18 protein-coding genes and 2 pseudogenes are annotated in these 24997 nt (G+C 68.7%); 11 read left to right on the top strand and 9 right to left on the bottom strand.

Going from position 1 to position 24997, the window contains the following annotated elements:
• Window positions 1–19: 19 nt before the first annotated feature.
• A pseudogene (locus ACZ3X1_RS34365) lies at window positions 20–184 on the bottom strand (Mpo1-like protein); the annotation flags it as partial.
• A gap of 30 nt (window positions 185–214) precedes the next feature.
• On the opposite strand from ACZ3X1_RS34365, the gene ACZ3X1_RS34360 reads away from it, so the two are divergent.
• From ACZ3X1_RS34360 to ACZ3X1_RS34345, 4 genes are all read left to right on the top strand, one after another.
• Window positions 215–1783: a recombinase family protein gene (locus tag ACZ3X1_RS34360; RefSeq protein ID WP_467283057.1), complete on the top strand. Its 1569-nt coding sequence runs from the start codon at window positions 215–217 to the stop codon at window positions 1781–1783.
• A gap of 114 nt (window positions 1784–1897) precedes the next feature.
• Window positions 1898–2569, top strand: a complete 672-nt coding sequence (locus ACZ3X1_RS34355) for a hypothetical protein (RefSeq protein WP_467283055.1) — start codon at window positions 1898–1900, stop codon at window positions 2567–2569.
• A 1311-nt stretch (window positions 2570–3880) separates the two neighbouring features.
• A complete protein-coding gene (locus tag ACZ3X1_RS34350) occupies window positions 3881–4726 on the top strand; it encodes a hypothetical protein (protein WP_467283053.1) in 846 nt (281 codons plus the stop codon).
• An 8-nt stretch (window positions 4727–4734) separates the two neighbouring features.
• Window positions 4735–5076 carry a hypothetical protein gene (locus ACZ3X1_RS34345; protein WP_467283051.1) on the top strand — a complete coding sequence of 114 codons (342 nt, stop codon included), beginning with the start codon at window positions 4735–4737 and terminating at the stop codon, window positions 5074–5076.
• 1383 nt (window positions 5077–6459) lie between these two features.
• On the opposite strand, the gene ACZ3X1_RS34340 is transcribed toward ACZ3X1_RS34345, so the two are convergent.
• A complete protein-coding gene (locus ACZ3X1_RS34340; RefSeq protein ID WP_467283049.1) occupies window positions 6460–6654 on the bottom strand; it encodes a hypothetical protein in 195 nt (64 codons plus the stop codon).
• Window positions 6655–7683: 1029 nt separating this feature from the next.
• Here ACZ3X1_RS34340 and ACZ3X1_RS34335 point away from each other — a divergent pair.
• From ACZ3X1_RS34335 to ACZ3X1_RS34320, 4 genes are all read left to right on the top strand, one after another.
• Entirely contained in the window at window positions 7684–12204 is a 4521-nt protein-coding gene (locus tag ACZ3X1_RS34335) for a peptidoglycan DD-metalloendopeptidase family protein (RefSeq protein WP_467283046.1), read from the top strand.
• 329 nt (window positions 12205–12533) lie between these two features.
• Window positions 12534–12776 carry a hypothetical protein gene (locus ACZ3X1_RS34330; protein ID WP_467283044.1) on the top strand — a complete coding sequence of 81 codons (243 nt, stop codon included), beginning with the start codon at window positions 12534–12536 and terminating at the stop codon, window positions 12774–12776.
• The gene (locus ACZ3X1_RS34325; RefSeq protein ID WP_467283042.1) at window positions 12748–13272 is read left to right on the top strand and encodes a DUF6879 family protein; all 525 of its coding nucleotides are present in this window, start codon (window positions 12748–12750) and stop codon (window positions 13270–13272) included. Before ACZ3X1_RS34330 ends, ACZ3X1_RS34325 begins: the two co-directional genes overlap by 29 nt.
• A 10-nt stretch (window positions 13273–13282) precedes the next feature.
• Window positions 13283–14131 (top strand): helix-turn-helix domain-containing protein, encoded by an 849-nt coding sequence (locus tag ACZ3X1_RS34320; RefSeq protein ID WP_467283040.1) that lies wholly within the window; start codon window positions 13283–13285, stop codon window positions 14129–14131.
• 718 nt (window positions 14132–14849) lie between these two features.
• Here the strand turns inward: ACZ3X1_RS34320 and ACZ3X1_RS34315 are convergent.
• Window positions 14850–15035, bottom strand: a pseudogene (locus tag ACZ3X1_RS34315) (Mpo1-like protein); the annotation flags it as partial.
• A gap of 13 nt (window positions 15036–15048) precedes the next feature.
• The gene (locus ACZ3X1_RS34310) at window positions 15049–15726 is read right to left on the bottom strand and encodes a M15 family metallopeptidase (protein ID WP_467283038.1); all 678 of its coding nucleotides are present in this window, start codon (window positions 15724–15726) and stop codon (window positions 15049–15051) included.
• Between the two features lie 29 nt (window positions 15727–15755).
• On the opposite strand from ACZ3X1_RS34310, the gene ACZ3X1_RS34305 reads away from it, so the two are divergent.
• Window positions 15756–16265: an NUDIX domain-containing protein gene (locus ACZ3X1_RS34305; protein WP_356813502.1), complete on the top strand. Its 510-nt coding sequence runs from the start codon at window positions 15756–15758 to the stop codon at window positions 16263–16265.
• 192 nt (window positions 16266–16457) lie between these two features.
• Here the strand turns inward: ACZ3X1_RS34305 and ACZ3X1_RS34300 are convergent, their stop codons facing one another.
• Window positions 16458–17387, bottom strand: coding sequence for a glycoside hydrolase family 31 protein (locus ACZ3X1_RS34300; protein WP_467283034.1), 930 nt, complete (start codon window positions 17385–17387; stop codon window positions 16458–16460).
• Window positions 17272–18945 carry a TIM-barrel domain-containing protein gene (locus ACZ3X1_RS34295; protein ID WP_467283032.1) on the bottom strand — a complete coding sequence of 558 codons (1674 nt, stop codon included), beginning with the start codon at window positions 18943–18945 and terminating at the stop codon, window positions 17272–17274. Before ACZ3X1_RS34295 ends, ACZ3X1_RS34300 begins: the two co-directional genes overlap by 116 nt.
• 221 nt (window positions 18946–19166) lie before the next feature.
• On the opposite strand from ACZ3X1_RS34295, the gene ACZ3X1_RS34290 reads away from it, so the two are divergent.
• Window positions 19167–21149 carry an acetoacetate--CoA ligase gene (locus ACZ3X1_RS34290; RefSeq protein WP_467283030.1) on the top strand — a complete coding sequence of 661 codons (1983 nt, stop codon included), beginning with the start codon at window positions 19167–19169 and terminating at the stop codon, window positions 21147–21149.
• Window positions 21150–21213: 64 nt separating this feature from the next.
• Entirely contained in the window at window positions 21214–22134 is a 921-nt protein-coding gene (locus ACZ3X1_RS34285; protein ID WP_467283026.1) for a hypothetical protein, read from the top strand.
• 62 nt (window positions 22135–22196) lie between these two features.
• On the opposite strand, the gene ptsP is transcribed toward ACZ3X1_RS34285, so the two are convergent.
• From ptsP to ACZ3X1_RS34270, 3 genes are all read right to left on the bottom strand, one after another.
• Window positions 22197–23867 (bottom strand): phosphoenolpyruvate--protein phosphotransferase, encoded by a 1671-nt coding sequence (gene ptsP, locus ACZ3X1_RS34280; protein ID WP_356813498.1) that lies wholly within the window; start codon window positions 23865–23867, stop codon window positions 22197–22199.
• A 75-nt stretch (window positions 23868–23942) separates the two neighbouring features.
• Window positions 23943–24392, bottom strand: coding sequence for a PTS sugar transporter subunit IIA (locus ACZ3X1_RS34275; protein ID WP_356813497.1), 450 nt, complete (start codon window positions 24390–24392; stop codon window positions 23943–23945).
• A gap of 308 nt (window positions 24393–24700) precedes the next feature.
• On the bottom strand, window positions 24701–24997 hold a 297-nt coding region (locus ACZ3X1_RS34270), incomplete at its 5' end, for a hypothetical protein (RefSeq protein WP_467283023.1).

The following is a 24997-nucleotide window of genomic DNA, read 5'->3' as shown; positions in this document are numbered from 1 at the left end:
CACGGCCGTCCGGCCCGGGTCACCGGTTCTCGGCGAGCCACTTCCGGGCGATCTCGTCCAGCTCCGCGTCCCGCCCGGCCAGCATCATCCGGATCATCTGCGCGTCCCCGCGCAGCGACCACGCCGGATGCCCGAAGGTGGCCGGATTGTTCCCCTCGATCAGGAAGTGCGCCGGCCATCCCGTCTACATTGAGTGTCGTATCAAGGGAACGGCATGAGGGAGGTGCACGACTTGAACGCGTATGCGCAGATCAGAGCCCTGATTGCGGTCCGTCTGAGCGACTTGACGGACGTCACCACGTCTCCGCTGCGTCAGCGGGAGTCGGGGGAGGGCCAGGCAGCGCGCATCGGCGCGCGCGTCGTGGGTTACGCAACGGACCTGGACGTCTCGGCGACGAAAACCACTCCGTTCGAGCGTCCGGAGCTGGGCGACTGGCTGCGCCGCCCTGACGAGTACGACGTGATCATTTGGTGGCGGCTGGACCGGGCGGTGCGGTCGCTTGCCGACATGGAAGATCTGGCCAGGTGGGCGAAAGAGCATCGAAAGCGGATCATCTTCGCTGAGGGTGCGGGCGGCACTCTCGATCTCGACATGTCATCAGCTCTGGGGGTGGGCGAGATCATCGTCCGCCTGCTGGCATGGGCCGCTCAGATGGAAGCGCAGGCCATCGCTGAGCGCGTGTCGGGCGCAAGGGCGGCACTGCGCGCGCAGGGTCGTTGGCCAGGTGGGATCCCGCCGTACGGCTATAGGCCCGTCCCGCGCGATGGCGCCCCGGGATTGACCCTGGTCCCCGACCCGTCGGCCGTCAGCGTCCTGGAACAGATCATGACGGATCTCCTCGACGGCGCTCAGCCCCACACCGTGGCCATGGAGCTGAACGAGGCTGGCGTTCTCACGCCTCGCGATCACGACAATGTGCGGCGGGGGAAGGAGCCACGCGGGCGGAAGTGGGTCGGTACGACAGTCAAGAGCGTCGCCACGTCCCCCACACTGCTCGGCTACCACATCCACCAGGGGAAGCCGGTCCGTGACGGCAACGGGCGGCCGGTGCTGGCCGGCCCGCCGCTCGTGGAGCGGGACAAGTTCGAGCAGATCAAAGAGGCGGTGGCCGCGATGGCGGCGCCCGAACGTCGGGAAAGGAAAGACACGAACGCCCTGCTCTTGGGCGTCGCACACTGCGCCACGTGTGACGGCCGAATGTACATGTACGGCGCCAACAGCGGTAAGACCATCGTCTATGGGTGCCGTGCGCTGGCGCGTGGCCGGAAGTGCGAAGCAAAGGCATCCATGCGGGCCGATTGGCTCGACGAATGGGCGGAGGAGCAGCTCCTAAAGCGTCTTGGCAGCTGGCAGGTCACCCGCCTAGTACGCCACCCGGGCTACGACCCCGGGCCGGAGCTTGTGGAGGTCATGAACGAGCTCCGCGCCCACCAGGAAGAGAAGGGGAACTACACGTCTGCGTCTGGATTGCAGATCTGGCGGGAGAGGACGGTTGCGCTCAACACACGCATGACTGAGCTGGAACAGACTCCGCGTGTGGAGCCGAGGGAAGAGCTCATTCGTACTGGCAAGACGTACGCCGAACTCTGGAGCGACGCCGATCAGGTAGGTAAGCGCCGACTGATGATCGATGCAGGCGTTCGGATCATGGTGAGCCCCGCTCGCGGACGTGGGGGGCGAGTGACCAAACTCGACGAGTCGCGCGTTTCCTTCGAGATCGGGGAGCACGCGGATCCGGTGGCGGAAGAGTTGGACGCGATCCGGCGCGAGGAATCCGAGTAGCAAAGCAGCACGACAACCGTCCCGCATCCGCGGGCGGACATGGCGCAGGCCCAGGGAATCGACTTGGCGGAAGAACCCCGGGCCTGCTCCTCACATCAGCGAGGAGATACAATCATGACAGACGCGCACTACATCCTCCCCGGCGTCGACGTATCCGCCCTCACCCTGCCCCAGCTCGACGGCGTGGCCTGCGTCGTCTGCGCCAACGAACGGCGCCCCATGCGACCCGTCGGCACCGTCGACGGTTGGCAGGTCTTTGGATGTGTCGCCTGCCTTGACGGCGAGCCCGCCGGCCCCGTGTTGGTAGTCGGCCCGGTCGCGACTGACGACAACGTCGCTGATCTTCGGGCCTACGCATTCGACGTGGCGGACCAGACCGGGACGGCCGCGACGTACGCGGAGCACAGCGATTACCTCGTCACCGAATACGCCGCCCTCTACGTATCGGCCGTCGACTGGGAGGACGAGGACACAACCGCCCTCGTCCTCGTCGCAGAGGCACTCGCGGCCGGCGTACCCGTCCACGGCCCGATAAGCCCGCAGGACGCGACGTCGTGCGAGCTCTGCGACCTCCCCCTGAACGTGCGCCCCTTCGTGGGGGAGCGGGGGGACGTGCTGTGTGGAACCTGCCGCCACACGGACACGTCGTGCGCCCACTGCGGCGAGGAAGCAGACGACCGATGGATGCAGCCGGTCGACAACGGCTCGACGTGGTTCCCCGTACATGCGGGGTGTGTCGACGAGGGGCGTCGGGCGGACGGACCGGACGTGTTCGTGACGATGTAGGTAGCACTGCGTAACCAACGGCCGGGCGTTCCCTTCGTGGGAGTGTCCGGCCGTCGGCGTTTGTGGCGGGCCGACGAGTCCGATACGTCCGGTCTGCTCCTCCGCCACCCCGTCGACGTGTCCAACTGGACAGATTCGGTGCCAAGTTTGACCCGGTCGTTTCCGCAGCTCAGCGGCCGTTTTTGCCCGATGGGGGTCAAACCACCCCTCTACTTCAACTTTCTCTTCAACGCGCTATAGAGAAAGTGAGAATGGCAGCTAGTTCGGCACTTCGACCCTGATTCGCCCCCGGCGGCCGATGAGGCGGCGTCCATGCGACGTCGAGCGGGCACGGTGGCGACGAGGGAGCCGACGACGGCCCTGGAGGGCCCTTAGGGCCGCTTGCGTGGCTCGGTTGGCGCTAGCCCGTAGAGGAGGCTCCGGGGCTCCAGGAGGCCGCCTAGGGCCGCCTGTGGGATGCGCGCGCCGGAGGGGTGAACCCGGGGCCTCGTCACGCGGAGTCACAACTCACACGCGACCCTGCAATAAAACGTTTTGATAACGGTTCCTGTCGTCGCTCCGAGCGGAGTCAATCCCGCTGACGTGCGAAATCAACGGGCGAAAGGGCTGCGCACGCGTCGATTCTGGCGGCAAAAGTGATGACCGCCCCCCAGAACCTAAGTAGGAGGGGCAATCAGCGGCGCCGGTACGGGATAGCTGCACTATGCATCCGTTGCTGGGGCTCCCCCATAAAGAAAGTAGAGGGAAAATCGCGCGCGGGCGAGTGGCGCAGCGCGGACCTCGTCGACTGCATGCGGCGGTTGCCTTTCCCGCTGCATGCCGGCCCGTGACGTCGAGCGCGCGTTGAGATGCGTAACTCTCCTCCGGATCTCCGCGCGCTCCGTCACGGGCCTTTGAACTTTCGAACCGCTGTCCAGTGGACGGCGGTTTCTTTATTTGCCCTGAATTCGACAGAAAGTCGAGACAACAGACAGGACCAGCCATGGCCGACGTGCCTACTCCTCCGTCCCACGACCGCCCGTGCACGTGGTGCGGTCGTCAACTTCCGCGTGACGTCCGCTTTTTCAGCCGCGACGTCATGGGGCGTCAGGGGCTGTCCGCCCGGTGTCGCCAGTGCCGTGCGGCGATCGCCCGTGAGAGGTACGCGCGCACGTCGGCCGACGTCCTAGAACGCAGGCGTCAGGCGCGTATCGCGCGGGCGGAGATGTTCCGGGACTCACCCCAGTGGAACGCCGCTTAGGCGCCCGTACAGACCCCTTCCCGAGCCCCTGCCATCCGGCGGGGGCTTACCCGTTTCAACCGAGAGGCATCATGAACAGCAATCCCGAGTTTCACGCAGCATGGAGCGCCGTCCCTGACGTCGTCCACGCTGAGACGCAGCTCCGCAAGCTGGAGGAGCGTCGCCGGGCCCTGGGGGACGTCCCGAGTCCCAACGTCGCCCGACGCAAGGTGTTTGAGGAGGCGTCGGCAGCAGTGCGGGCCGGCGCGGAGTACCCCAGCGATATCGGCAAGCGTGGCGCGGATGCCTACCGGAACGCCCTGGAGGCTGAGTCTGAGGCTCTGGGGCTCCAGGAAGGCATTAACAGCCTCCGGGGGCACCTGGAATACCTCCGCATCACGGACGGCGCTGAGACGGCCCTTGAAGCCCTCGGGAAGCGGCTGAAGGAATTCCTTGCGGACGTGAGGAAGCCTGCTGCCGACCTGAAGGGCGCGCGGTCGGCAGAAGAGGCCATTGCTGCGGGCGGAAAGGCGCCCGACGCATGGCGACTCCTGACGTCGATGCTCGGGACGCTGCGGAATATACGCGCCGCTCAGTTCGAGATCCTGAAGGGGCTAGGCGACGGCCACAGGCTCCAGTTGCTCCGCATGAAGGGCCACTTCGAAGCGGCCGGCATCACGCCGGGCGGCGTGCCCGACGACATCATGCGCGCCATGACGTCGGGGCAGTACACGGTGCCTTATCTCGTCTACATCGCGGATCTTCCGACCGTTTGGGTACCGACGAGCTTCGAGGAAATCGAGGCGGAAGACGCTATAGACGTCGGTACGCCGGATGACTCGTTCATTGACTACACGCCGCACGTTTCACCGATTCCCACCCCACCCGCTCCGGAGCCCACGGGCGCTGAGCGCACCCCCGACATTTCCCTTCGATAGGAACAACCATGAACGACGCAACCCCCGCTCAACTGGTCGCAGGCACCGCCAACGGCCTGACGCCCGCCCAGTGCAGTTGGCTGCGTGGTGAGACCCCAGAGGAGTTGGCCGCGGACGCCGTCGCAGTCCTGGCGCAGTTCGCTCCGCCCCCTCCGCCCGCCGTACGAGTAGGCGGCCCACGAGGCGTCGACGTGGATGGTGGCGGCGCCCGCGGATCCGTCGGCGCCGGCGCTGAGCTGTACCGCGCACGGCACGGACTCGAAGAGGGCGGACAGCGGCCGGAGCGAAAGCCGGTGCCCACGCAGGTCAGTAACCCGTTCATGGAATCGCCCCGGTTCTCGGAGGGCTGACGTTGCGCCCCGTGCTCGCACACGGGGCGACGTCGTTCTACTTGCGGCGCCAAAAGTGCATGAGCTCAGCCAACGCACGGATGATCTCGGGCCGGTGCTGAGCGGGTGCGCGTCGGAGCGCAATGGCGAGTGACACCAGGATTCCCAGCATCAGCAGGCCGACGATGTACGCCAACACCATTGGGGCGCTTGCGGCTACAGGTTCCAGTACAGCCCACATGGGAGTTCTCCACACAGGAGGATGAGCCGCCTGCGTGGAGGATGCGTGGCCGCAACTACCCCAACGAGGCAGGCGACTGGCCGGCCATAACCACGGCGCCCGCGCTCGCCATGTCCGCCGTCGTGGCGGTCCGTTGGGGTCGTGAGACCCGGGTCTTGTAGTAGCCAGTGAAGGCGCGGGGAAAGAGCCAGCCCAAAGATGCGGCCCTGAGCACACGACAACATGGTCACATCGGCCAGCCACGGGGCTGGCGCCGTCGTCTCAGCAGTCTGAGCGTGGGTGCTGCCGCGAGTGTACTGGCGGCGCCGCAGGGTGGGCCAGGATCGCCGTGATCACCCAGGGGGGTGACCCCTTGATCAAGACCTTGAAGACCGTACAGGTGCTGGTGGTCGCGTTCTGTACGGGTCTGGGAGATCTGAAGCGCGCCGTTTCGGAAGCCACGCGGACAGGCCGTTAGGCGCCCACGTGGGCCCTTCCTGGGGCGTCTGAGCCCGGATCCCGCGTTGAAAGTGTGACGCGCCGCCATGGTCAACGACCTATCTATGCAGGTGGGAGGCTTGAAAGTGTGACGCGCCGCCACTACGATGAACCCATGACGCGAACGTGCGCGATGTGCCCGGCGGAGCTGCCGCTCATGGCTCGCTCACACGCACGCACCTGCTCCCCCCGTTGTCGGAAGGCGCTTTCACGCGCGAAGGCAACGGCGCTCCCCGCTGAGCTGACGACCTGCGACAGGTGGGTTCGGCGCTCCGCGACGAAGGTCCCGCTGACGACTGGCGACATGCCGGCCTCGTCGACGAACCCGCGGACCTGGAGCACGCATAAGGACGCCGCTGCCTCGACGGCCGGCGTTGGTCTGGGGTTCGTCCTCTCAGACGTCGACGACATCGTGTGCATCGACCTTGACCACTGTCTCAACCCGCTTACGGGCCGCCTGGCCCCGTGGGCCGCAGCCATCGTTCGCAACGCGGGCGCCACCTACGTAGAGGTGTCCCCGTCCGGCGACGGACTGCACATCTGGGGCCGTGCGGACGTCCGACAGGGACGCCGCATCCGACGCCCCGACGGTACGGCCGTAGAGATCTACGGGACCGGCCGCTACATCGCAATGACGGGGCGCCGACATGGCAACGCCCCGTCCGTGCTTGCGGACCTGACTGCGGTTATCCGTTCTCTGGCGCCGGGGCGCTAGCCGGCGGCTTTCCGCCCCGCAGCTCTCGCAAGAACTCGCGGATGGCGCGCACCGCCTTGCTCAACTCTTCGCAGATCTGCGGAATCACACGGATGACGGCAATGAGAACGGCGGTGGCGACGCCCAGCAGCGTCAGGATGTCGGTGGCGATGTCTTGGATGTTCACGGTCTAGCGAGCTCCTTAAATAGGTGCCGCGACCGAGCAAAATGGCGCACTCGGTCGCGACCACATGAAAATGCGGTCGTAACCGAGATGCGCACCCAACCAGAGCCCCGGACACTTGCCGGGGCTCTACTGCGGATCCCGATGTGTTCGGTAGATCCTTTAAGTTTCTGTGCTCGCGGACAGTTGCCGACGTTGGGAGTCGGGCATCCCGCGTGTTGAGGGCGCTCACTGAGGGCCCCCACAACGAACCCTAGAGGGTCGCTGCGTGTCCACAGTACCACTGACCGTCAACACTCGTCCCACTTATTGGAGTTGATCTCCGTGGCGGGTTCCTGGCAGGACGCCGCACCTTAGGGGTCCCTCCCGGCGCCGCCGACCCTGAACAAGATCAACTGACCGGCCCTCGTCCTGCGTGGCGGGGGCCTTTTGCGTACCCGGAGGAAAGTCGGATGAACAGTACGTCGAGTCGCTGCCAACGCCCTGGGTGTTCGTTTTCCCGACGGACCGCAGCGAACAAGGACGGAACGATGCGGAGGCGCCGCGGGTGTTCTGCCGTCTGTGAGATATGGCTGTCCAAAGCCAGGAGAACGGCTGCCGGCTCCGGCCCGGAGGCGGAAGCCAAGGCGCGCGCACTTCTGCACCTGAGCGATCTTCTGGACGCTCGGACGTACGCGACGGAGCTCGTTCCTGGATTCTTCGAGGCACTCGACGCCTAACCCGATCCATCCAGGCCCCTGGCGATGCCGCCAGGGGCCTTTCGCATGCCCTTGAAAGGCTCCTTATGACGAATGTCGGTCGCTGTCTGCGGCCTTCCTGCCCGCTGACCCCACGACCTGAACTGACACGGGACGGAAACCTAAGGGTGCGGGCCTACTGCTCCGAGCCGTGTCAGGTCTGGTGTGAGGCGGCCGTGCGGCTCGCCACCGCAACGTTCCTGCCCGCAATTGAGTGGGAGTCCGAACAGCTCTACAAGATCGGGCAGTTCCTCAATACGCGCACGAGCGCCGACGACGTCGAGATGGAGGCGTAATGCCCGACCTGGATATCGTCGGCCGCGTAGCCGTCGACGTCGTGCCGATTGTGCCCGGTTTCCACGAGAAGCTGAGGGTCATCGTTCTCCCCGTTTCCGACCGTGTTGGTCGGGAGGCGGGGGAGCGAATGGGGCAGGCAATCGCCAACAACATCGTCGTTGCGATCCCCAACGCGATTACGCAGGGCGGCAACGCCGCCTCGTATGCCGCAACGCGTCAAGGGAACGACGTTGGCGGGGCGTTTGCCCGCAGCATTCGAGCGAAGCTGACCGCTGCATTCAAGGCCATGCCCAAACTGGATATTCGGTTGGGTGACACGGGCGTTGACGCGGAATTGACCCGCCTCCGCGCGCGAATGGAAGTGCTCTCCAACAAACGAATCGGCATCGACGTCGACGCGGCCGACGCTGAGCGCGAGATCATCGCGATTGACGCCGAACTGCGTCGTCTGGGCGCTTCCCACGCCAACGTAGCCGTCAGGGCGGACACTGGGACGGCAAGAGCGGCGCTGGCGGAGATCCGCGCAGAGATTGCGGCTGTCGACGCGTCAGATGCGCGAATCCGCGTAAACGTAGACGCCGGCCCTGCCTCGTCGGCTTTGTTGCACCTCACGCTCCAGGCTGCCGCTCTGGTCGCGATCCCCATCGGTCCTGTACTCGCCGCGGGTCTCGGCGCCGTCGTGACGATGGCGACGGCCGCCGGCGCTGCCCTGGGTGCGTTCGGACTCGCCTCAGTACCCGCTATCAAGGGCGTCACGGGGGCTATGCAGGCGCAGACGCAGGCACAGAACGACGCCTCGCGTGCGACGGCTGCGGCAGCTAATGCCGACGTGCAGGCGCAGCAGCGCGCCATACAGATGGCGGGCGCACAACAGGCACTCGCGGCTGCGGCCTCGTCGATTGCTGCTGCGTCGGATCAGGTGACTCGCGCTGAGCGCAGCCTGGCCGACGCCCAGCGGGCGGAGCTGACTGCGCAGTCCGAACTGACGCAGGCTCGACGCACTGCGGAGCAGCAGCTCCGAGCGCTCGACGCACAGCTGGCCGGCTCAGCGCTGGATCAGCGAGCCGCAGCCCTTCGGGTCAAGGAAGCCCGACAGGAGCTCGCCGACACGCTCGGCAACGGCTCCTCCACGGAAATCCAGCGCGAGCGCGCACAGCTCGCGTACGACGAGGCCGTTCAGGGGCTGAAGGACCAAACCGAACGACAGAAGGAGCTCACGGCGTCGGCAGCTGCGCAGCGGAAGGCCGGAGTTGAAGGCTCCGACGTCGTCCGTCGAGCGCAGGAGCGCGTGACGGAGGCGCAGCGGAACACCGCGGACCAGGCTGCAAACCTGGTAAAGGCACAGAAAGCTGTAGCTGACGCGCATGTGAAGGCTGCTGAGGCCATCACGACGGCTGAACGCGGCCTAGCGTCCGCGCAGCTGGCGACCGCAAAGGCTAGTCAGGGCGCGGCGTCGAAGGCGGACGCGTATCAGGAAGCGCTGAAAAAGCTCAGCCCGGAACAGCGGCGCCTCTTCGACTCCCTCGCCGGACCCCAGGGTCTGAAAAAGGCGTTCTCCGAGTGGTCGAAGTCCCTGGAGCCGGCGACACTACCTCTCTTCACCCGGGCCGTGGTCAGCGCAAAGAACGCCCTACCCGGCCTGACGGGCCTCGTTCTCGCGGCAGCTCGGGGAATTAAGCGCCTTTACGACAAGGTGTCGGCGGAGTGGAAAAACCCATTCTGGGTGTCCTTCAAAAAGGGCGTCACAGACAACGCCGAATCGTCGATCGTCGGTCTCGGCGTCGCCGTTGGAAACGTCTTCAAGGGCATGGCCGGCGTCGTCGACGCCTTTCTTCCGCACATGGACGGGATAGCGAACAAGTCGGATTCCATCACGGAGCGCTTCGCGAACTGGGGGACGAGCCTGAAGGGCTCGCCGAAGTTTGAAAAATTCCTGGATTACGTCAACACGGTTGGCCCGCCGTTTGCCGAGTTTCTAGGAAAAATGGCAGGTGCGGTTCTCGATCTCCTGAAGTCGCTATCCCCGGTTTCGGTGATCCTGCTCGGCGTCCTCGGAGGGATATTCACTGCGATTTCATGGCTTTCGACGAACGCCCCCGAGTTCGTGATTGCCCTCTGGGGGATCTACTTCGCGACGAAGGCGATATCCCTCGGGATGGCCGCTTTCGCGGCAGCCATGGTGCTTTACGAGGCAGTCATGATCGCGGGAACCATCGCGACGTCGGGGTTGGCCTTTGCCCTCGGCGCGACGGGGATCGTCCCTATCATCCGCGCCGTTGTCATAGTCGTAGCCCTTTTGGCGGCCGGCATCATCTGGGCATACAAGAACGTCGGATGGTTCCGGACGGCCGTTGACACGGCGTGGGCCGGCATCAAGACGGCGACGGTATGGCTCTGGGAAGTCGTGCTGAAGCCGATTTTCGAAGTTCTCTGGTGGGCGATCAAGGGCATCGGAACTATCGCCATGTGGCTCTGGGAGAACGGCATAAAGCCAGCCTTCCAGAACATCTGGGAATACGGACGGATTCTCTACACGATCCTTGTGGTCGCCGTCCTGACGCCAATCTACCTGTGGTTCAAGCTGCTGGGTGCTATCGCGTCGTGGCTGTGGGAAAACCACTTGAAGCCGTTCTTCCAGGACGTCGCTGAAAAAGCGTTGTGGCTCTGGGAGCACGGAATTAAGCCCGCGTTCAACAACTTCATGGCGCAGCTTCGAGCCTTGGGTGACGCGGCCTCGTGGGTCTGGGATCACATCCTCAGCCCGGTCTTTTCGTGGATCGGGGAAAAGGCGGCGTGGCTTTACCGTGAGGGCGTTAAGCCGCACATTGACCGGCTGAAGGATCTCCTCGGCGAACTCGGCGATCGGTTCTCGTCGACGAAGGACAACATCGGCCGGGCTTGGGATCAGATCAAGGAAATTTGCAAAAAGCCGGTCGAGTTCGTGGCCGACGTGGTTTACAACCGCGGAATCGTCCCCGTCTGGAACGCCGTGGCGAAGCTCACCGGTGTTGACCCTCTGGAGAAATTCAAGGGCTTCCACACGGGCGGCATCATGTCCGGGTATTCCCCGGGACGAGACGACCGGCTGATTGCCGTCGGTGGCGGTGAAGCCATCATGCGTCCCGAGTGGACGCGCGCCATCGGCGCCGACCGGATTAACCAGTGGAACGCTGCTGCCCGCTCCGGCGGAGTTGGCGGCGTACAGCGAGCCATCGCGTCCGGCATGCCGGCCTACGCGACGGGCGGCATCGTCGACTGGGTGTCCAACAAGGCTGGCAAAGTCGGTTCGCTCCTGAAGGGCGGATGGGACGCCCTGACCAACCCGACGGAGCTCTTCGACGAGCTGACCGGCGGAGTGCGCAGCAAGCTGACGGCTCTGGCGCGGAACCCCTTCGCGCAGGCCATCGGCAAGATGCCCATGAAGATGCTCGAAGGCCTGAAGAACAAGGCGGTCGAGTGGTTCAGCTTCAACGGCAGCGGAGGCGGCTGGGGTTCCCCGGTCGACGCCCGTCCCGGCACTCCGTTCGGCCAGGCCGGCGGCATGTGGTCGTCTGGCCGTCACACCGGCCTCGACTTCCCCGCAGCAATCGGAACCATCGTCCGTGCAGTGGCGGGCGGCAAGGTGTCCATGGCGACGGGTGGAGGCCCGTACGGCAACCACGTGATGATCAACCACGGTGGCGGCGTGCAGTCCCTGTACGCGCACCTGAACGAGATCCTGACAAAGGTGGGCGACACCGTCAGCGCTGGCCAGACCATCGGCCGCGTGGGCGCGACGGGCAACGTGACCGGCCCACACCTGCACCTCGAAGCGCGGGTGAACGGCCAGGCCGTAGACCCCATGACCTACCTGGGTGCCGGGGGAGGCGGCAACGGCGGATCCGGCGTTGCCCGTTGGCGTCCCGCGGTGCTTCGTGCGCTGGGGATGGTCGGTCAGCCGGCGTCCATGGCGGACACGACGCTGCGACGGATGATGCAGGAATCCGGCGGTGACCCACGGGCAGTGAACCTCTGGGACATCAATGCCCGGAACGGCACGCCGTCGGTCGGTCTGATGCAAGTGATCCGGCCGACGTTCGATGCCTACGCCGGCCCGATGCGCGGTGTCGGGCCGTTTATGCACGGCGTCAGCGTGGACCCTATCGCGAACATCTACTCATCGATGCGATACGCGATGAGCCGTTACGGATCCCTGCCGCGCGCCTACGACCGCCCTGGCGGCTACGCGAGCGGTGGATTCCCGGGCATCGGGGAGTTGGCGTGGGTCGGGGAGCAGGGTCCGGAGCTCGTCCGGTTCCTCAGCCCGGCGCAGGTCTACAACAACCGGGACTCCGTCGCGATGTCTCGGCAGGCGTCGAGTCTGAAGGGGCTTGGGACGACGGGCGGGGACTCGGCTCCGGTCAACCTCGTCGCTCACGTCTACGTCGGTGACCGCGAAATCACGGACATCGTCCGGCATGAAGTCACCGTGCACACGGACGACGTGGCTCGGAACCTGGACGTCGGCCGTCGACTCTGACGCACAACATGCACACCGGGCCCCCTCTACTTCGCGTGGAGGGGGCCCTCCCTCTGCCCGTCACGGGCACCTCAGACTTTGGAGAGATCATGGATTGCACGAAGCCGATCAAGAACGCCCCCGTCACCTGCCCATGCGGCGCGGAGGTGCCGCAGGTGTCCGGCCCGGGGCGCGTCAAGCGATACTGCAAGCCGTCGTGCGGGCGCGCCTGGCGCCGGCGCATGGCGGCGTACGGGTGGCTGTAGGACCGACACGCACCCTTGACGCTGATCCTCCCTGCCGCGATGGTCGTAGAACATTGCGCAACGTGCGCGACAAGGGAGGGCGTCATGACGCTACGGTTCATCGCGAAGGACCCGAACTCCAACGGGGACAACTGCCCTGCGGTTTGGGTCGACGAGGAAACTCAGGAACTCGTCATCCAAGGGTGGAAGATCGACAAGGCGACGGAGGCCGAGTGCCTTGCGGTCGGCTCGATTCCTGAGACGGAAGCGGTCGTCAGGATCCCGGCAAGGATGACGCAGATTCTCAGGGAGGCGTGCAATGCCGCGGACAGTGCCGCCGTTCGCTGACCTCCTTGGGGGATGCACGTCGACGGCCGTCCACCTGGAGACCCGCGACGTGTACGGGATTCCTGCGGAGGACGCGGACTATGCGGCGTGGCTCGCCGGGGAGCGCGTCAACATCGCTGACCGATCGACGTGGTGGAACTCCTTCCACACGTCGGTAGCCGATGCGGTGGCACGAGGTGTATCCGTCCGACGGGCCCGGGTGGTTTCCGAGCCCGTCAGCGAGTACATCCGGTACGAGCACGCGTGCACTCAGCAGAATCTCGAAGCAGGGGAGGAAGTCCGCTGGCTTCCGCGGGCGGACGCGTCGGACTTGGTGCTCCCCGGCAATGACTTCTGGATCTTTGACGGGCGGTTGGTCAGGTTCGGTCTGTTCGCCGGCGACGGCAGGTTCGTAAGGCACGTGCTGGAGGACGCACCGCACGTCGTGAAACAGTGCGCTGACGCCTTCCAAGCTGTGTGGGATCGAGCGACTCCCCACGCGGCGTACGAGATCTGAGTTAGGAACCTTGGCTCCATACCCGTCGTCCAGCGTCCAGGCCGCCCGTCACGCGCTCGCTGAGCGCCTGAGGGAACTGCGCCTGGACGCTGGCATGTCCGGGCGGGACATGGCACGTGAGACAGGGTGGCAGCCGTCGAAGGTATCCAGGGTGGAGACTGGCAGGACGGCGCCCTCGGATGACGACATCAAGGTTTGGTGCCGCGCCGCGCGTGCGGAGGCTCACGCCGCGGATCTGATCGCCGCCAACCGAACTGCGGATTCCATGTACGTGCAGTGGCGGCGCCTGCAACGTTCCGGCCTCCGTCGGCTCCAGGAGTCACGTGTCCCGCTGTACGAGCGGACCAAGACGTTTCGGGTCTACAGCTCCACCGTGGTGCCGGGGCTTTTGCAGACACCGGAGTACGCCAGGGCGCTGCTGTCGAGCGTGACGCGGTTCCACGGAACCCCTGACGACGTGAGCGACGCAGTGGCGGCGCGCGTGGCGCGGTCAGAGATCATCCGTCGGGGCGAGCACACGTTCGCGGTACTGATGGAGGAGTCGGTACTCCGGCACGTCATCGGCGGCGCCGACACGATGGCCGGTCAGCTTGGCCACCTGCTGTCGGTCATGGCCCTGCCGTCTGTCTCCCTCGGCGTGATCCCGGCCGGCGTAGCACGTGACATGTGGACGCTGGAGACCTTCAACGTCTTCGATGACGACCGCGTCCACGTCGAGCTACTGACCGCAGCTGTGACCGTCACAGAGCCCGGAGAAGTGGCGCAGTACGCCTCCGCGTTCGCATCCATGGCTCAGCTAGCCGTGTACGGCTCGCCCGCGCGTGCGCTGCTGACGACGGCGATCGACGCGCTCAGCTAGGTTGCGTGCAATTCCGTAGAACACTGTGGAACACACCCTCGTCCGCTCCGTAGCGTCAAGGTGATCCCACGGCGACGGAAGGCGGACCGGATGCTGCACAGATTCGAAACCCAGGGCACGCCCGGTGGCGGTATGGGAGCTCCCGTCACCCTCTCCATGCCTCGGCTGGAACCCACCCCCACGGCTGGCTGCGACGTGTGCGCCGCCCTGGCGTCCCAGCGTTCCGACGCTCGTAAGCGCGGGGACATGCCGGCTGTCTCCGACGCCAACGTGGAGATGCGCGCGCACCCTCACCGGAGGCGGGCGTGAAGGGCCCGCACGCCGGACCGTGGGAGTGCGGCGCCTACACCTTCCTTGACGAGGAGATGGCGACGCTGCACGCAAAGGTCACCGGGCGCGATCTTGCCGACGTGCCGATTGCCTGCAACCTCGACCAGGGTCACAGCGGGGAATCACACCGCGGACGGATTGCGGACGCAGGTACGCACTACTGGACGTCGAGTACGGCCCTGCGCACACGGGCCGCTCGAAATGACTCCCCTTCCTCCCGTGATCGCGGCGGTGCGGCGCGGTAGGGAGCGGGTAGACCCGCGCGCCGGCCGCTTGCGGCTGGCTGCGCGGTAGGGGCAGCCGGTGAGGTCGGCGCCCCGGGCCCCCGTCGTTCTTCGGAACGGCGGGGGCTTTGTCACGTGGATTTGATTCGTAACTTGCGGCGTACGGGCCAGGCGGTCCCGTACCCGATGAGGGGGAGGGCGGCGAGGTAGCGCGTGCGGCCGCGCGCCACCCCGTAGGCGGTCAGCGCCAGACCGGTGAGCGTGCCGGTGAGATGCACCCAGCGGGTGGCGGCGCGGGAGTGCATCGCGACGTAGTACGGCCAGAATTCCTCGTACGAGCTGAAAGCCATGCGGGCAAGGTACTCACGGCCGGACCTCGGCGACAGCGACGGGGAAGTCGAAATACGTGTCCGGGAAGGCCTCGGGCTTGTAGGTGAAGTGCCACCACTCCTCGGGAAGGTTCACGAACCCCTGCCCGCCCAGCACCCGCTTCAGCAGCTGCCGGTTGGCGCGGGCCGCACCCGTCACCCGCGGATCGTCCGTGTGCGACAGCGGATCGAAGAAGTCGAACGCCGTCCCCATGTCGACCTCCCGCCCGGAGAGCTCCACCAGGGTCACGTCGACCGTGCTCCCCCGGCTGTGCCCGGACCTCTCCGCGATGTACCCCTCGGAAATCAGCCGGCCCCGCTCCACCCGCGGATAGAACTCCGCCTTCCGCGCCATGTCGTCCGGACCGTCCTCCTCCCGGGCCCACCGCACGAACCGGTCGACCGCCCGCTGCGGCCGGTAACAGTCGTATACCCGCAGCGAGTACCCCCGCCGCAACAGCACCCGCTGCGCCCGCCGCAGCGCCTGCGCCGCCGACCGGGCCAGCAGGCACTCCGGCTCCTCGTAACCGTCGACCACTCCGCCGGTGAAGTTCCGCTCTCCGGCGTACCGGATGTCCTGCCGGATGCTCGGATCCACCTCCCTGAGCGCCGTGAACCCGGGCGGCGCCGTCCCTCCCGCCAGCACCCCGACCAGCCCCACAACAGCCGTCATCCGCATATCCCTTGGCATACCATCACGGAATGCCGGAACAGCTGAGGGACTCGCACTGCTCCACCTGCGGAGCGCCGTACGGTACGACCACCTGGCCCCGCACCTGCCCGGCCTGCGGAGCCACCGCCTACCGCAACCCCCTCCCCGTGGCCGTCACCCTCCTCCCCGTCGAGGACGCGGACGGCACCGGCCTCGTGGTCATCACCCGGACGATCGAACCGGCCCTCGGCGGCATCGCCCTTCCCGGCGGCTTCATCGACTTCGGCGAGGACTGGCGCGACGCCGTCGTCCGCGAGCTGCGCGAGGAGACCGGCATCACGGCCGCCGCCGCGGACGTCACCCTTGCCGACGCCCTCAGCTCGCCGGCCGGCCACCTCCTGCTCTTCGGCCTCCTCCCGCCCCGCCCCGCGAACACCCTCCCCGCCTCCGAGCCGACGGACGAGACCACGGGCTGGCACGTCCTGCGCGCCCCCACGGCACTGGCCTTCCCCCTCCACACCCAGGCGGCGTCCTCCTGGTTCGCGGGCCACTACGCCTGACGACTCCAGCCGGTCCGGCTCGCGCGGCGCGGGGGCGGACCCAGCCCCGCCGGCTGTTGGGGCGCGGGCCACGCCCAGCCCCGCCGGCCGCTGCGGCGCCGGCCACACCCAGCCCCGCCGGCTTCTGCGGCCCGGGGCACACTCAGCCCCGCCGGCGTTCGCGGCGGGGGGCCCGGGGCGGAGCCCCGTTCCTCAAGCCGCACCATTCCCCGGACCCTCCGCCCAGAGCCCCCGCACGACGACACCCTCCACAGCCGCCCCCGCCCCGTCCTCCACCACCACGGTCTCCCCGGCCCACCGCGAGGTGTACCGCTCGACCGCGCCCGCCCCGAAGCCCGGCCCCGGGTCCCGGACCACCACCCCGCCACCCGTACGGCCCCGGGCGGGCGCCCAGACCTCCAGCTCCACCCCGTCGCCCGCCGCGGACCGCACCGGCAGAACCGCACCCGCCCGCGCCAGCACCGGGATCCGGCCCTGCGGGGCGTCCAGCAGGATCTGGCCCGGCCCCTCGTACGCCGCCCCGGTCGCGGTGTCGTACCACCGCCCGCGTGGCAGCCGTACCGCCCGCCGGTCCGCGCCGCACTCCAGCACCGGCGCGACCAGCAGCGCGTCACCCAGCAGGAACGAGTCCTCGCAGTCCCGCAGCCGCCGGTCCTCCGGCGCCCCCCACCACACCGGCCGTACGTACGGAGCGCCCGTGCGCCGCGCCATGTGAGCCAGCGACACGAAGTACGGCCGCAGCCGCTCCCGTTCCGCCATCACCGCCCGGGCCTGCTCCTCCACCTCCGGCCCGAACTCCCACGGCTCCCGCCGTCCCGCCCAGATCGCCGAGTGCGTGCGGAACAGCGGTAGAAAGGAAGCGAGTTGCAACCAGCGCACGTACAACTCCGGTGTCGGCGAACCGCCGAACCCGCCCACGTCCGGCCCCGAGTACGGCACCCCGCACAGGCCCAGCCCCAGCACCAGCGCCAGCGAGGCCCGCAGCCCCTCCCAGCTGGTCTCCACATCACCCGACCAGCTGCCCCCGTACCGCTGCATCCCCGCCCAGCCCGACCTGGAGAACAGGAACGGCCGCTCCGCCGGCCGCAGCCGCACGAGGCCCTCCCACCCCGCCCGCGCCATCCCCAGCGCGTACACGTTGTGCCCCTCCCGATGGGTCACCGCCCGCCCCGTCCATCGCGTGCCGCGCCGACCGCGGCAGCGTGGAGTCCCCGAACGCCGTGAAGGACACCGGCTCGTTCATGTCGTGCCAGAAACCGGAGAAACCCTGCGCGAGCCGTTCCTCGTACAGCCCGCCCCACCACTCCCGCACCTCGGGATCGGTGAAGTCCGGATAGGCGCACTCGCCCGGCCAGACCTCCCCCCGCACCTCCTGGCCGCGCGCGTCCCGGACGAACGCACCGCCCGACCCCACCGTCAGCCCGGCCGCGTGCAGCGCGTCACCCGCCTTGACCGCCGGGTCCACGATCGATACGAGCCGCACCCCCTGCTCCCGCAACTCCCGCGCCAGGCCCGGCAGATCCGGGAACCGCTCCGCGTCCACCGTGAACACCCGGTGCCCGTCGTAGTGGTCGATGTCCAGGTGCACGGCCGACAGCGCGAGTCCGCGCGACGCGTACCCGGCGACCACCCGCCGTACCTCGGCCGCGCTACCGAACCCCCACCGGGCGTGCTGGTACCCCAGCGCCCACTCCGGCGGCACCGCGGCCGAGCCCGTCAGCCCCGACCAGCCCTGGAGCACCCGGGCCGGCGTCCCCACCAGCACCCAGCACCGCAGCGGCCCGCCCTCCATGCGCAGTTCGCTCACCCCCGGGCGGTCCGGCCCCGACCCCGCGCCCTCCTCGCCCTCGCGCAGCACCACCCGGCCGTCCCAGCAGTTGTCGTGGAACACCAGGTGGGTCCCGGCGTCCGCCACGACCATCTGCACCGGCATGGTGAGGTACAGCGGATCGACGCCCGGCCCGAAGCCCCCCTTCGGATCCGTGTTCCACAGCCGGTACACCCCGTCACGCAGCCTCGGCCCCGCGGCCCGCCCACCGAGCCCGAAGAACCGGGCGTCCGCCGGCACCTCAGTGCGCACCACCCACCGCCCCCCACCCCGTGCCGCACCGGTCCGCGCCGGCCCGGAGCCGGCCCGTTCCTCCGCGGGGCGCGTCCCGTCCGGGCGCGGACCCGCCGGGGTGGAGTGCGCCTCCTCCGCGGCCTCCCCGGCGAGGGGGACCGGCTCCCACCACCGCGGCGGCGACTCCCGCCGCAGCACCGTCCCGCCGGGGGTGCGCACCTCCACCGCCCCGTGCCGGGACACCGCCACCGTCACCCGCTCCGACACCACTCGCCAGCCGCCGCCGGTGTCCGGTTCCAGCGCGGCCCGCAGGTCCGGCTCGGGCCCGCTCCCCACCACCGCGTACGACGGCGTCGCCCCTGCCCCGTCCCAGGCCCAGAACACCACCCCGCCCGCCATCACCCGCACCACCAGTTCCGAGCGCGCGAACCGCAGCACGCCCCCGCCAGGCCGGGGCTCCGTACCGATCAGCAGACCCGGCACCCGCGCCCGCTCCGCGCCCCGGCGCGGTAGCCCCGCCGCGTCCGTGCGCCGCCGGCGCCACGCCGAGAGCCAGGCCCGTCGACCGCGCTCCGTACCGATGTCCTTCACCGCACGCACCAGATCACGACCGTCCATGCCGCTCACCCTGCCACCGGCCCCCGCCCGAGGGGACGGCGTTCAACTGCCGTTCACCCGCCGGCGGCGTCCCCCGCAGCTCACCCGACCGGCCAGGCCGGCCCTGGTGCAGCCGTCGATCACATGGCATCGTCCCTGTGAGCCGCCGCGCGCGCACCCCCCGCGCGATGGCACCGTACGCACACGAAGCGCGAGCCGCAGACTTGACCGGGAGCCGACCCATGACCTCAGCCACCCAGCCGGAACCCCTCTGGGCGCCGGGCCCCGACCGGATCTCCGCGGCCCGGATCACCGCCTTCCAGGCCTGGGCCGCAACGCGCTTCGGAGCCCCGGCGGAAGGCGGCTACCCGGCCCTGCACCGCTGGTCCGTCGACGAGCTCGACACCTTCTGGCAGGCCGTCGCCGAATGGTTCGACGTCCGCTTCACCACCCCGTACGCGTCCGTCCTCGCCGACCGGTCCATGCCCGGCGCCCAGTGGTTCACCGGAGCCACCCTCAACTACGCCGAGCACGCGCTGCGCGCCGCCGAGGACCCGGCCCGCACCGACGACCCGGCCCTGCTCTACGTCGACGAGACCCACGAGCCCGTCCCCGTCACCTGGGCCGCTCTCCGCCGCCAGGTCGGCTCGCTCGCCGCCGAGCTGCGCGCCCTCGGCGTACGCCCCGGCGACCGCGTCAGCGGCTACCTCCCCAACATCCCCGAGGCGGCCGTGGCCCTCCTCGCCACCGCCGCGGTGGGCGGCGTGTGGACCTCCTGCGCCCCCGACTTCGGCGCCCGCAGCGTCCTCGACCGCTTCCAGCAGGTCGAGCCCGTTGTCCTGTTCACCGTGGACGGCTACCGCTACGGCGGCAAGGAGCACGACCGCCGCGAGGCCGTCGCCGAGCTCCGCGCGGAGCTCCCCTCCCTGCGCGCCGTCGTCCACATCCCGCTCCTCGGCACGCCCGCGCCCGAGGGCGCCCTCGACTGGTCCGCGCTCACCGCCGCAGACACCGAGCCCGTCTTCGAGCCGGTGCCCTTCGACCACCCCCTGTGGGTGCTCTACTCCTCCGGTACGACCGGCCTGCCCAAGGCAATCGTCCAGTCCCAGGGCGGCATCCTCCTCGAACACCTCAAGCAGCTCGGCCTGCACTGCGACCTCGGCCCGGAGGACCGGTTCTTCTGGTACACCTCCACCGGCTGGATGATGTGGAACTTCCTCGTCTCCGGACTCCTCACCGGCACCACCGTCGTCCTCTACGACGGCAGCCCCGGCTACCCGGACACGGGCGCCCAGTGGCGCATCGCCGAGCGCACCGGCGCCACCCTCTACGGCACCTCCGCCGCCTACGTCATGGCCTGCCGCAAGGCCGAGGTCCACCCGTCGCGCGACTTCGACCTCTCTGCCGTGAAGTGCGTGGCCACCACCGGTTCCCCGCTCCCGCCCGACGGCTTCCGCTGGCTCCACGACGAGGTCGCCGAAGACCTCTGGATCGCCTCCGTCAGCGGCGGCACCGACGTCTGCAGCTGCTTCGCGGGCGCCGTTCCCACCCTCCCCGTGCACATCGGCGAGCTCCAGGCGGCCTGCCTCGGCACGGACCTGCAGTCCTGGGACCCCTCGGGCAAGCCGGTCACGGGCGAGGTGGGCGAACTCGTCGTCACCAACCCCATGCCGTCCATGCCGATCCACTTCTGGAACGACCCCGACGGCAGCCGCTACCGCGACAGCTACTTCGAGATGTTCCCCGGCGTCTGGCGCCACGGCGACTGGATCACGATCACCGACCATGGATCGGTGATCATCCACGGCCGCTCCGACTCCACGCTCAACCGGCAGGGCGTCCGGATGGGCTCCGCCGACATCTACGAGGCCGTCGAGCGACTCCCCGAGATCAAGGAGTCCCTGGTCATCGGCCTGGAGGAGCCGAACGGCGGCTACTGGATGCCGCTCTTCGTCCACCTCGCCCCCGGCGCCGCCCTGGACGACGGCCTGCGCGCCCGGATCAAGGCGACGATCCGCGCGGAACTCTCCCCGCGCCACGTCCCCGACGAGGTCATCGAGGTTCCGGGCATCCCGCACACCCTCACCGGCAAGCGCATCGAGGTCCCCGTCAAGCGCCTCCTCCAGGGCACACCACTGGCCAAGGCGGTCAACCCGGGCTCCGTCGACAACATCGACCTCCTCGGCTTCTACGAGGAACTGGCCCGTACCCGCACCCGCGACTGAGGTCACTGTCAGTGGCGGTGGTTACGCTGAGTGAGCAAGTGTTCGCACTCAGGGGGAGCCAGCCATGCCACGCAACAACGACACCGGTACCCACCGGACCCGCAGCACCCACCGGCGCCGCGCGCTGCGCCGCGAGGTCCCCGGCACCGTCGGCCTCCTGGCCGACGCCGGGGACTTCGCGGCCATGTGCGGCTACCGCAGCTTCGGCTTCGACCGCCGAGCCGACTACGCCGACTACCTCCGCCACGTCGACGGCCTGCTCCGGTCCTTCGCGGCCCGGGGCATCCACACCACCGTGGCGCTCTTCGACCCCGACGAGTACGCCGAGTACTGCGGGGAGCACGGGCTGAACCCGGACACGTCCGAGACACGCACTCGCTTCACCGCCGAACTCGCCGGCAGCGGGACCGTCCTGCCCTACACCGGCCAGCCCATCGACGAACTCGTGCCGCTCCTCGTCGACGAAGCCGTCCGCCACGCCACCTGGGAGTACGCCACCGCCGTCCTCGCCGGAGTGGGCCGCTGCGCGGACTGCGGCGAGGACATCGGCCACGCCTCCTTCGACCGTGCCGCCGACGCGCTCAAACGCCTCGTGGCCGGTGCCGGCCCGGGCCACCACCACTTCGTCTGCAGCGTCCCGACCGAGGACGAGCAGCTCGTCGCGGTCCTCCACGCCGACACCACCGGCGACCCGGACAGCCCACCGCGCATCGAGGGCCGCGAGAGCCTCGACTTCGTGACGGTCCTCGCCGCGGGCCTCGCCCTCGGCGGCCCCGGGGGACTGGTCGTCCGCAGCACCACCGAAGGCCATCGCGACCGGGTCCACGGCTGGCGCCTGGACCGCGGCCGCCTCACGGCCCTATCGGCGGCCGCCGTATTCAACGCGTACTGCACCGACGCCGAGACCGGAGACCTCGTCGCCCCCGAACCGGGCGTCGAATACTGCCCCGGCTACGAGGTCGACGCCCCCGGCCCGCACCACTGAAAGACCGCGGGGCCCCCGCCGTCGGCGAGGGCCCCACGATCTCCACACGACACACCGTCCGGCTACTCGCCGGAGAGCACCGCCTGTGCGGCCACGCGCGCCTCTTCGGCGCTGTCCGCGGCACGGGCCGCCGCGGCGGCCCGCTCGCACTGCGCCAGCGTGTGCTTGGCGAGCGTCGCCCGGACGTAGGGGATCGACGCGGCACCCATCGACAGGGAGGTGACACCCAGACCGGTCAGCACACAGGCCAGCAGCGGGTCGGAGGCGGCCTCGCCACAGACACCGCAGGTCTTGCCCTCGGCCTTGGCCGCCCCGGCCGCCATGGCGATCAGGTCGAGCAGCGCGGGCTGCCACGGGTCCTGGAGCCGGGAGACGGCGCCGACCTGACGGTCGGCGGCGAAGGCGTACTGCGCCAGGTCGTTGGTGCCCAGCGAGAGGAACTCGACCTCCTGGAGGATCGAGCGCGCACGGAGCGCGGCGGAGGGGATCTCCACCATCGCGCCGAACTTCGCCTGCAGACCGGCCTCGCGGCAGGCGTCGGCGAAGGCCTTCGCGTCGGCACGGTCGGCGACCATCGGGGCCATGACCTCGAGGTGGACCGGCAGGCCCTCGGCCGCCTTCGCCAGCGCGGTGAGCTGCGTCCGCAGCACCTCCGGGTGGTCCAGGAGCGAACGCAGCCCCCGCACGCCCAGCGCCGGATTCGGCTCGTCCGCCGGAGTCAGGAAGTCCAGCGGCTTGTCGGCGCCCGCGTCGAGCACCCGTACGACGACACGCCCCTCGGGGAAGGCTTCGAGCACCTTGCGGTAGGACTCGATCTGCTTCTCCTCGGACGGCGCCTTCTTGCTGTCGTCCAGGAACAGGAACTCCGTGCGGAACAGGCCCACGCCCTCGGCCCCGGCCTCGACGGCCGCCGGCACGTCCGCGGGACCGCCGACGTTGGCCAGCAGCGGCACCTTGTGACCGTCGGAGGTAGCACCGGGACCGGACGAGGCGGCCAGCGCCGCCTTCCGCTCGGCGGCCGCGGCCTCCAGCTCCGCCCGCTTCTGCGCGGACGGGTCGACGAACAGATCGCCGGTGCTGCCGTCCACCGCGATCACGGTCCCCTCGGCGATCTCGCCGGCGCCCGGCAGCGCCACGATCGCCGGCACGCCCAGCGCCCGGGCGAGGATCGCGCTGTGGCTCGTCGGCCCGCCCTCCTCGGTCACGAAGCCGAGGACGAGCGCCGGGTCGAGCAGGGCGGTGTCGGCGGGGGCCAGGTCCCGCGCGATCAGCACGTACGGCTCGTCGCTGTCGGGCACACCCGGCATCGGCACGCCGAGCAGCCGCGCCACGATCCGGTTCCGTACGTCGTCCAGGTCGGCCACCCGGCCGGCCATGTACTCGCCGGCCCCCGCGAGCAGGTCGCGGTAGGCGGCGAAGGCGTCGTACACACCGCGCTCGGCGGTGCTGCCGACGGCGATCCGCCGGTCCACGTCCGCCATCAGCTCGGGGTCCTCGGCGATCATCGCCTGGGCCTCGAGCACGTGCTGGGCCTCGCCACCGGCCAGCTGGCCACGCGCGATCAGGTCGGCCGCCACGGCGCTCACGGCCTGGCGGGCGCGCCCCTGTTCGCGCGCCGCCTCGTCGGCGGTGATCTGCCTGGCCGGCGGCTCGAGAACCGCCGTGCCCATGTGCCGCACCTCGCCGATCGCCACCCCGTGGCTCACGCCGACGCCTCGCAGCGTTGTCTCCATTTCACCCGTCTCCGATTGAGCGGCGGGCCTGCCCGCCGCGATGGATGTCCGTCACGCCCGTGCGGGGCGGAAGGCTCACTGCCAGCTGAAGAGAACTTCGTCAGCCTTCACGTCGCCGGACTCGACGACGTCGGACAGGGACTCGGCCGTCGCCTCGAGCGCCACGACGGGGCAGATCGGGGACTTGCCGAGGGCCTCGACGGCAGCGGGGTTCCAACGGATGACTGCCTGGCCGCGGGTCACGGTGTCGCCCTTGTTGACGAGCAGCTCGAAACCCTCGCCGTTGAGCTGGACCGTGTCGATGCCGAGGTGCGTGAGTACACCGTGACCCTCGCCGTCGACGACGACGTACGCGTGCGGGTGCAGGGAGACGACCACACCGTCGACGGGGGACACCGCCTCCGAGGCCTCACGCACGGGATCGATGGCGGTGCCCGGTCCCACCATGGCACCGGAGAACACCGGGTCCGGCACTGCCGCGAGTCCGATGGCGCGCCCGGCGAGTGGGGACGTCACGCTGGTCATGAGGGGCCTCCCAGGGGGTGGGGCTCTTGTGTCGCCGTCACAGCCTGTTGCGAACGGCGTACTCTTCAGAAGGATAAGTCACTAGATGTTCGGGTTCGTCCGATGTAGATCCCGATCCGGTCCGGGTCCTTCGGCACGGAGACTAGTGGACTAGACCGGTGGACTAGACCATACGCCTGAATCGATTTGCTTGGACACCCCCGGCGCTGTACTCTCGTGACTCCCGCCAGGACGCCCCGCGTGAACATCTCGCGAACGGCAGATGGACGGGCCTCCTCCTCTTCAGCCCCGATCTCGATCTCTACCCCTCATTCGTATGCCCATTCGGGAATACGGCGAGTGGTCAGGGAGAAGGAAAAGCGCTGATAGAATCGGAATCGCCGGAAAGGGAAACGCGAAAGCGGGAACCTGGAAAGCGCCGAGGAAATCGGACACGAAAGAGTCTGATAGAGTCGGAAACGCAAGACAACAGAACGAAAGCCCGGAGGAAAGCCCGCGAGGGTGAGTACAAAGGAAGCGTCCGTTCCTTGAGAACTCAACAGCGTGCCAAAAATCAACGCCAGAAGTTGATACCCCGTCCACTTCGGTGGATGAGGTTCCTTTGA

It is taken from the genome of Streptomyces sp. NPDC023541 (assembly GCF_055559995.1).
This window is presented reverse-complemented; position numbering and strand designations above follow the sequence as displayed.

Bases quoted from the DNA above. Each gene is read 5' to 3' on its own strand.
- ACZ3X1_RS34345 (WP_467283051.1), top strand. From the start codon at position 4,735: ATGAACGACGCAACCCCCGCTCAACTGGTCGCAGGCACCGCCAACGGC.
- ACZ3X1_RS34360 (WP_467283057.1), top strand. From the start codon at position 215: ATGAGGGAGGTGCACGACTTGAACGCGTATGCGCAGATCAGAGCCCTG.
- ACZ3X1_RS34295 (WP_467283032.1), bottom strand. From the start codon at position 18,945: ATGGACGGTCGTGATCTGGTGCGTGCGGTGAAGGACATCGGTACGGAG.
- ACZ3X1_RS34290 (WP_467283030.1), top strand. From the start codon at position 19,167: ATGACCTCAGCCACCCAGCCGGAACCCCTCTGGGCGCCGGGCCCCGAC.
- ACZ3X1_RS34330 (WP_467283044.1), top strand. From the start codon at position 12,534: ATGACGCTACGGTTCATCGCGAAGGACCCGAACTCCAACGGGGACAAC.
- ACZ3X1_RS34325 (WP_467283042.1), top strand. From the start codon at position 12,748: ATGCCGCGGACAGTGCCGCCGTTCGCTGACCTCCTTGGGGGATGCACG.
- ACZ3X1_RS34335 (WP_467283046.1), top strand. From the start codon at position 7,684: ATGCCCGACCTGGATATCGTCGGCCGCGTAGCCGTCGACGTCGTGCCG.
- ptsP (WP_356813498.1), bottom strand. From the start codon at position 23,867: ATGGAGACAACGCTGCGAGGCGTCGGCGTGAGCCACGGGGTGGCGATC.
- ACZ3X1_RS34275 (WP_356813497.1), bottom strand. From the start codon at position 24,392: ATGACCAGCGTGACGTCCCCACTCGCCGGGCGCGCCATCGGACTCGCG.
- ACZ3X1_RS34355 (WP_467283055.1), top strand. From the start codon at position 1,898: ATGACAGACGCGCACTACATCCTCCCCGGCGTCGACGTATCCGCCCTC.
- ACZ3X1_RS34350 (WP_467283053.1), top strand. From the start codon at position 3,881: ATGAACAGCAATCCCGAGTTTCACGCAGCATGGAGCGCCGTCCCTGAC.
- ACZ3X1_RS34305 (WP_356813502.1), top strand. From the start codon at position 15,756: ATGCCGGAACAGCTGAGGGACTCGCACTGCTCCACCTGCGGAGCGCCG.
- ACZ3X1_RS34300 (WP_467283034.1), bottom strand. From the start codon at position 17,387: ATGGCGCGGGCGGGGTGGGAGGGCCTCGTGCGGCTGCGGCCGGCGGAG.
- ACZ3X1_RS34285 (WP_467283026.1), top strand. From the start codon at position 21,214: ATGCCACGCAACAACGACACCGGTACCCACCGGACCCGCAGCACCCAC.
- ACZ3X1_RS34310 (WP_467283038.1), bottom strand. From the start codon at position 15,726: ATGACGGCTGTTGTGGGGCTGGTCGGGGTGCTGGCGGGAGGGACGGCG.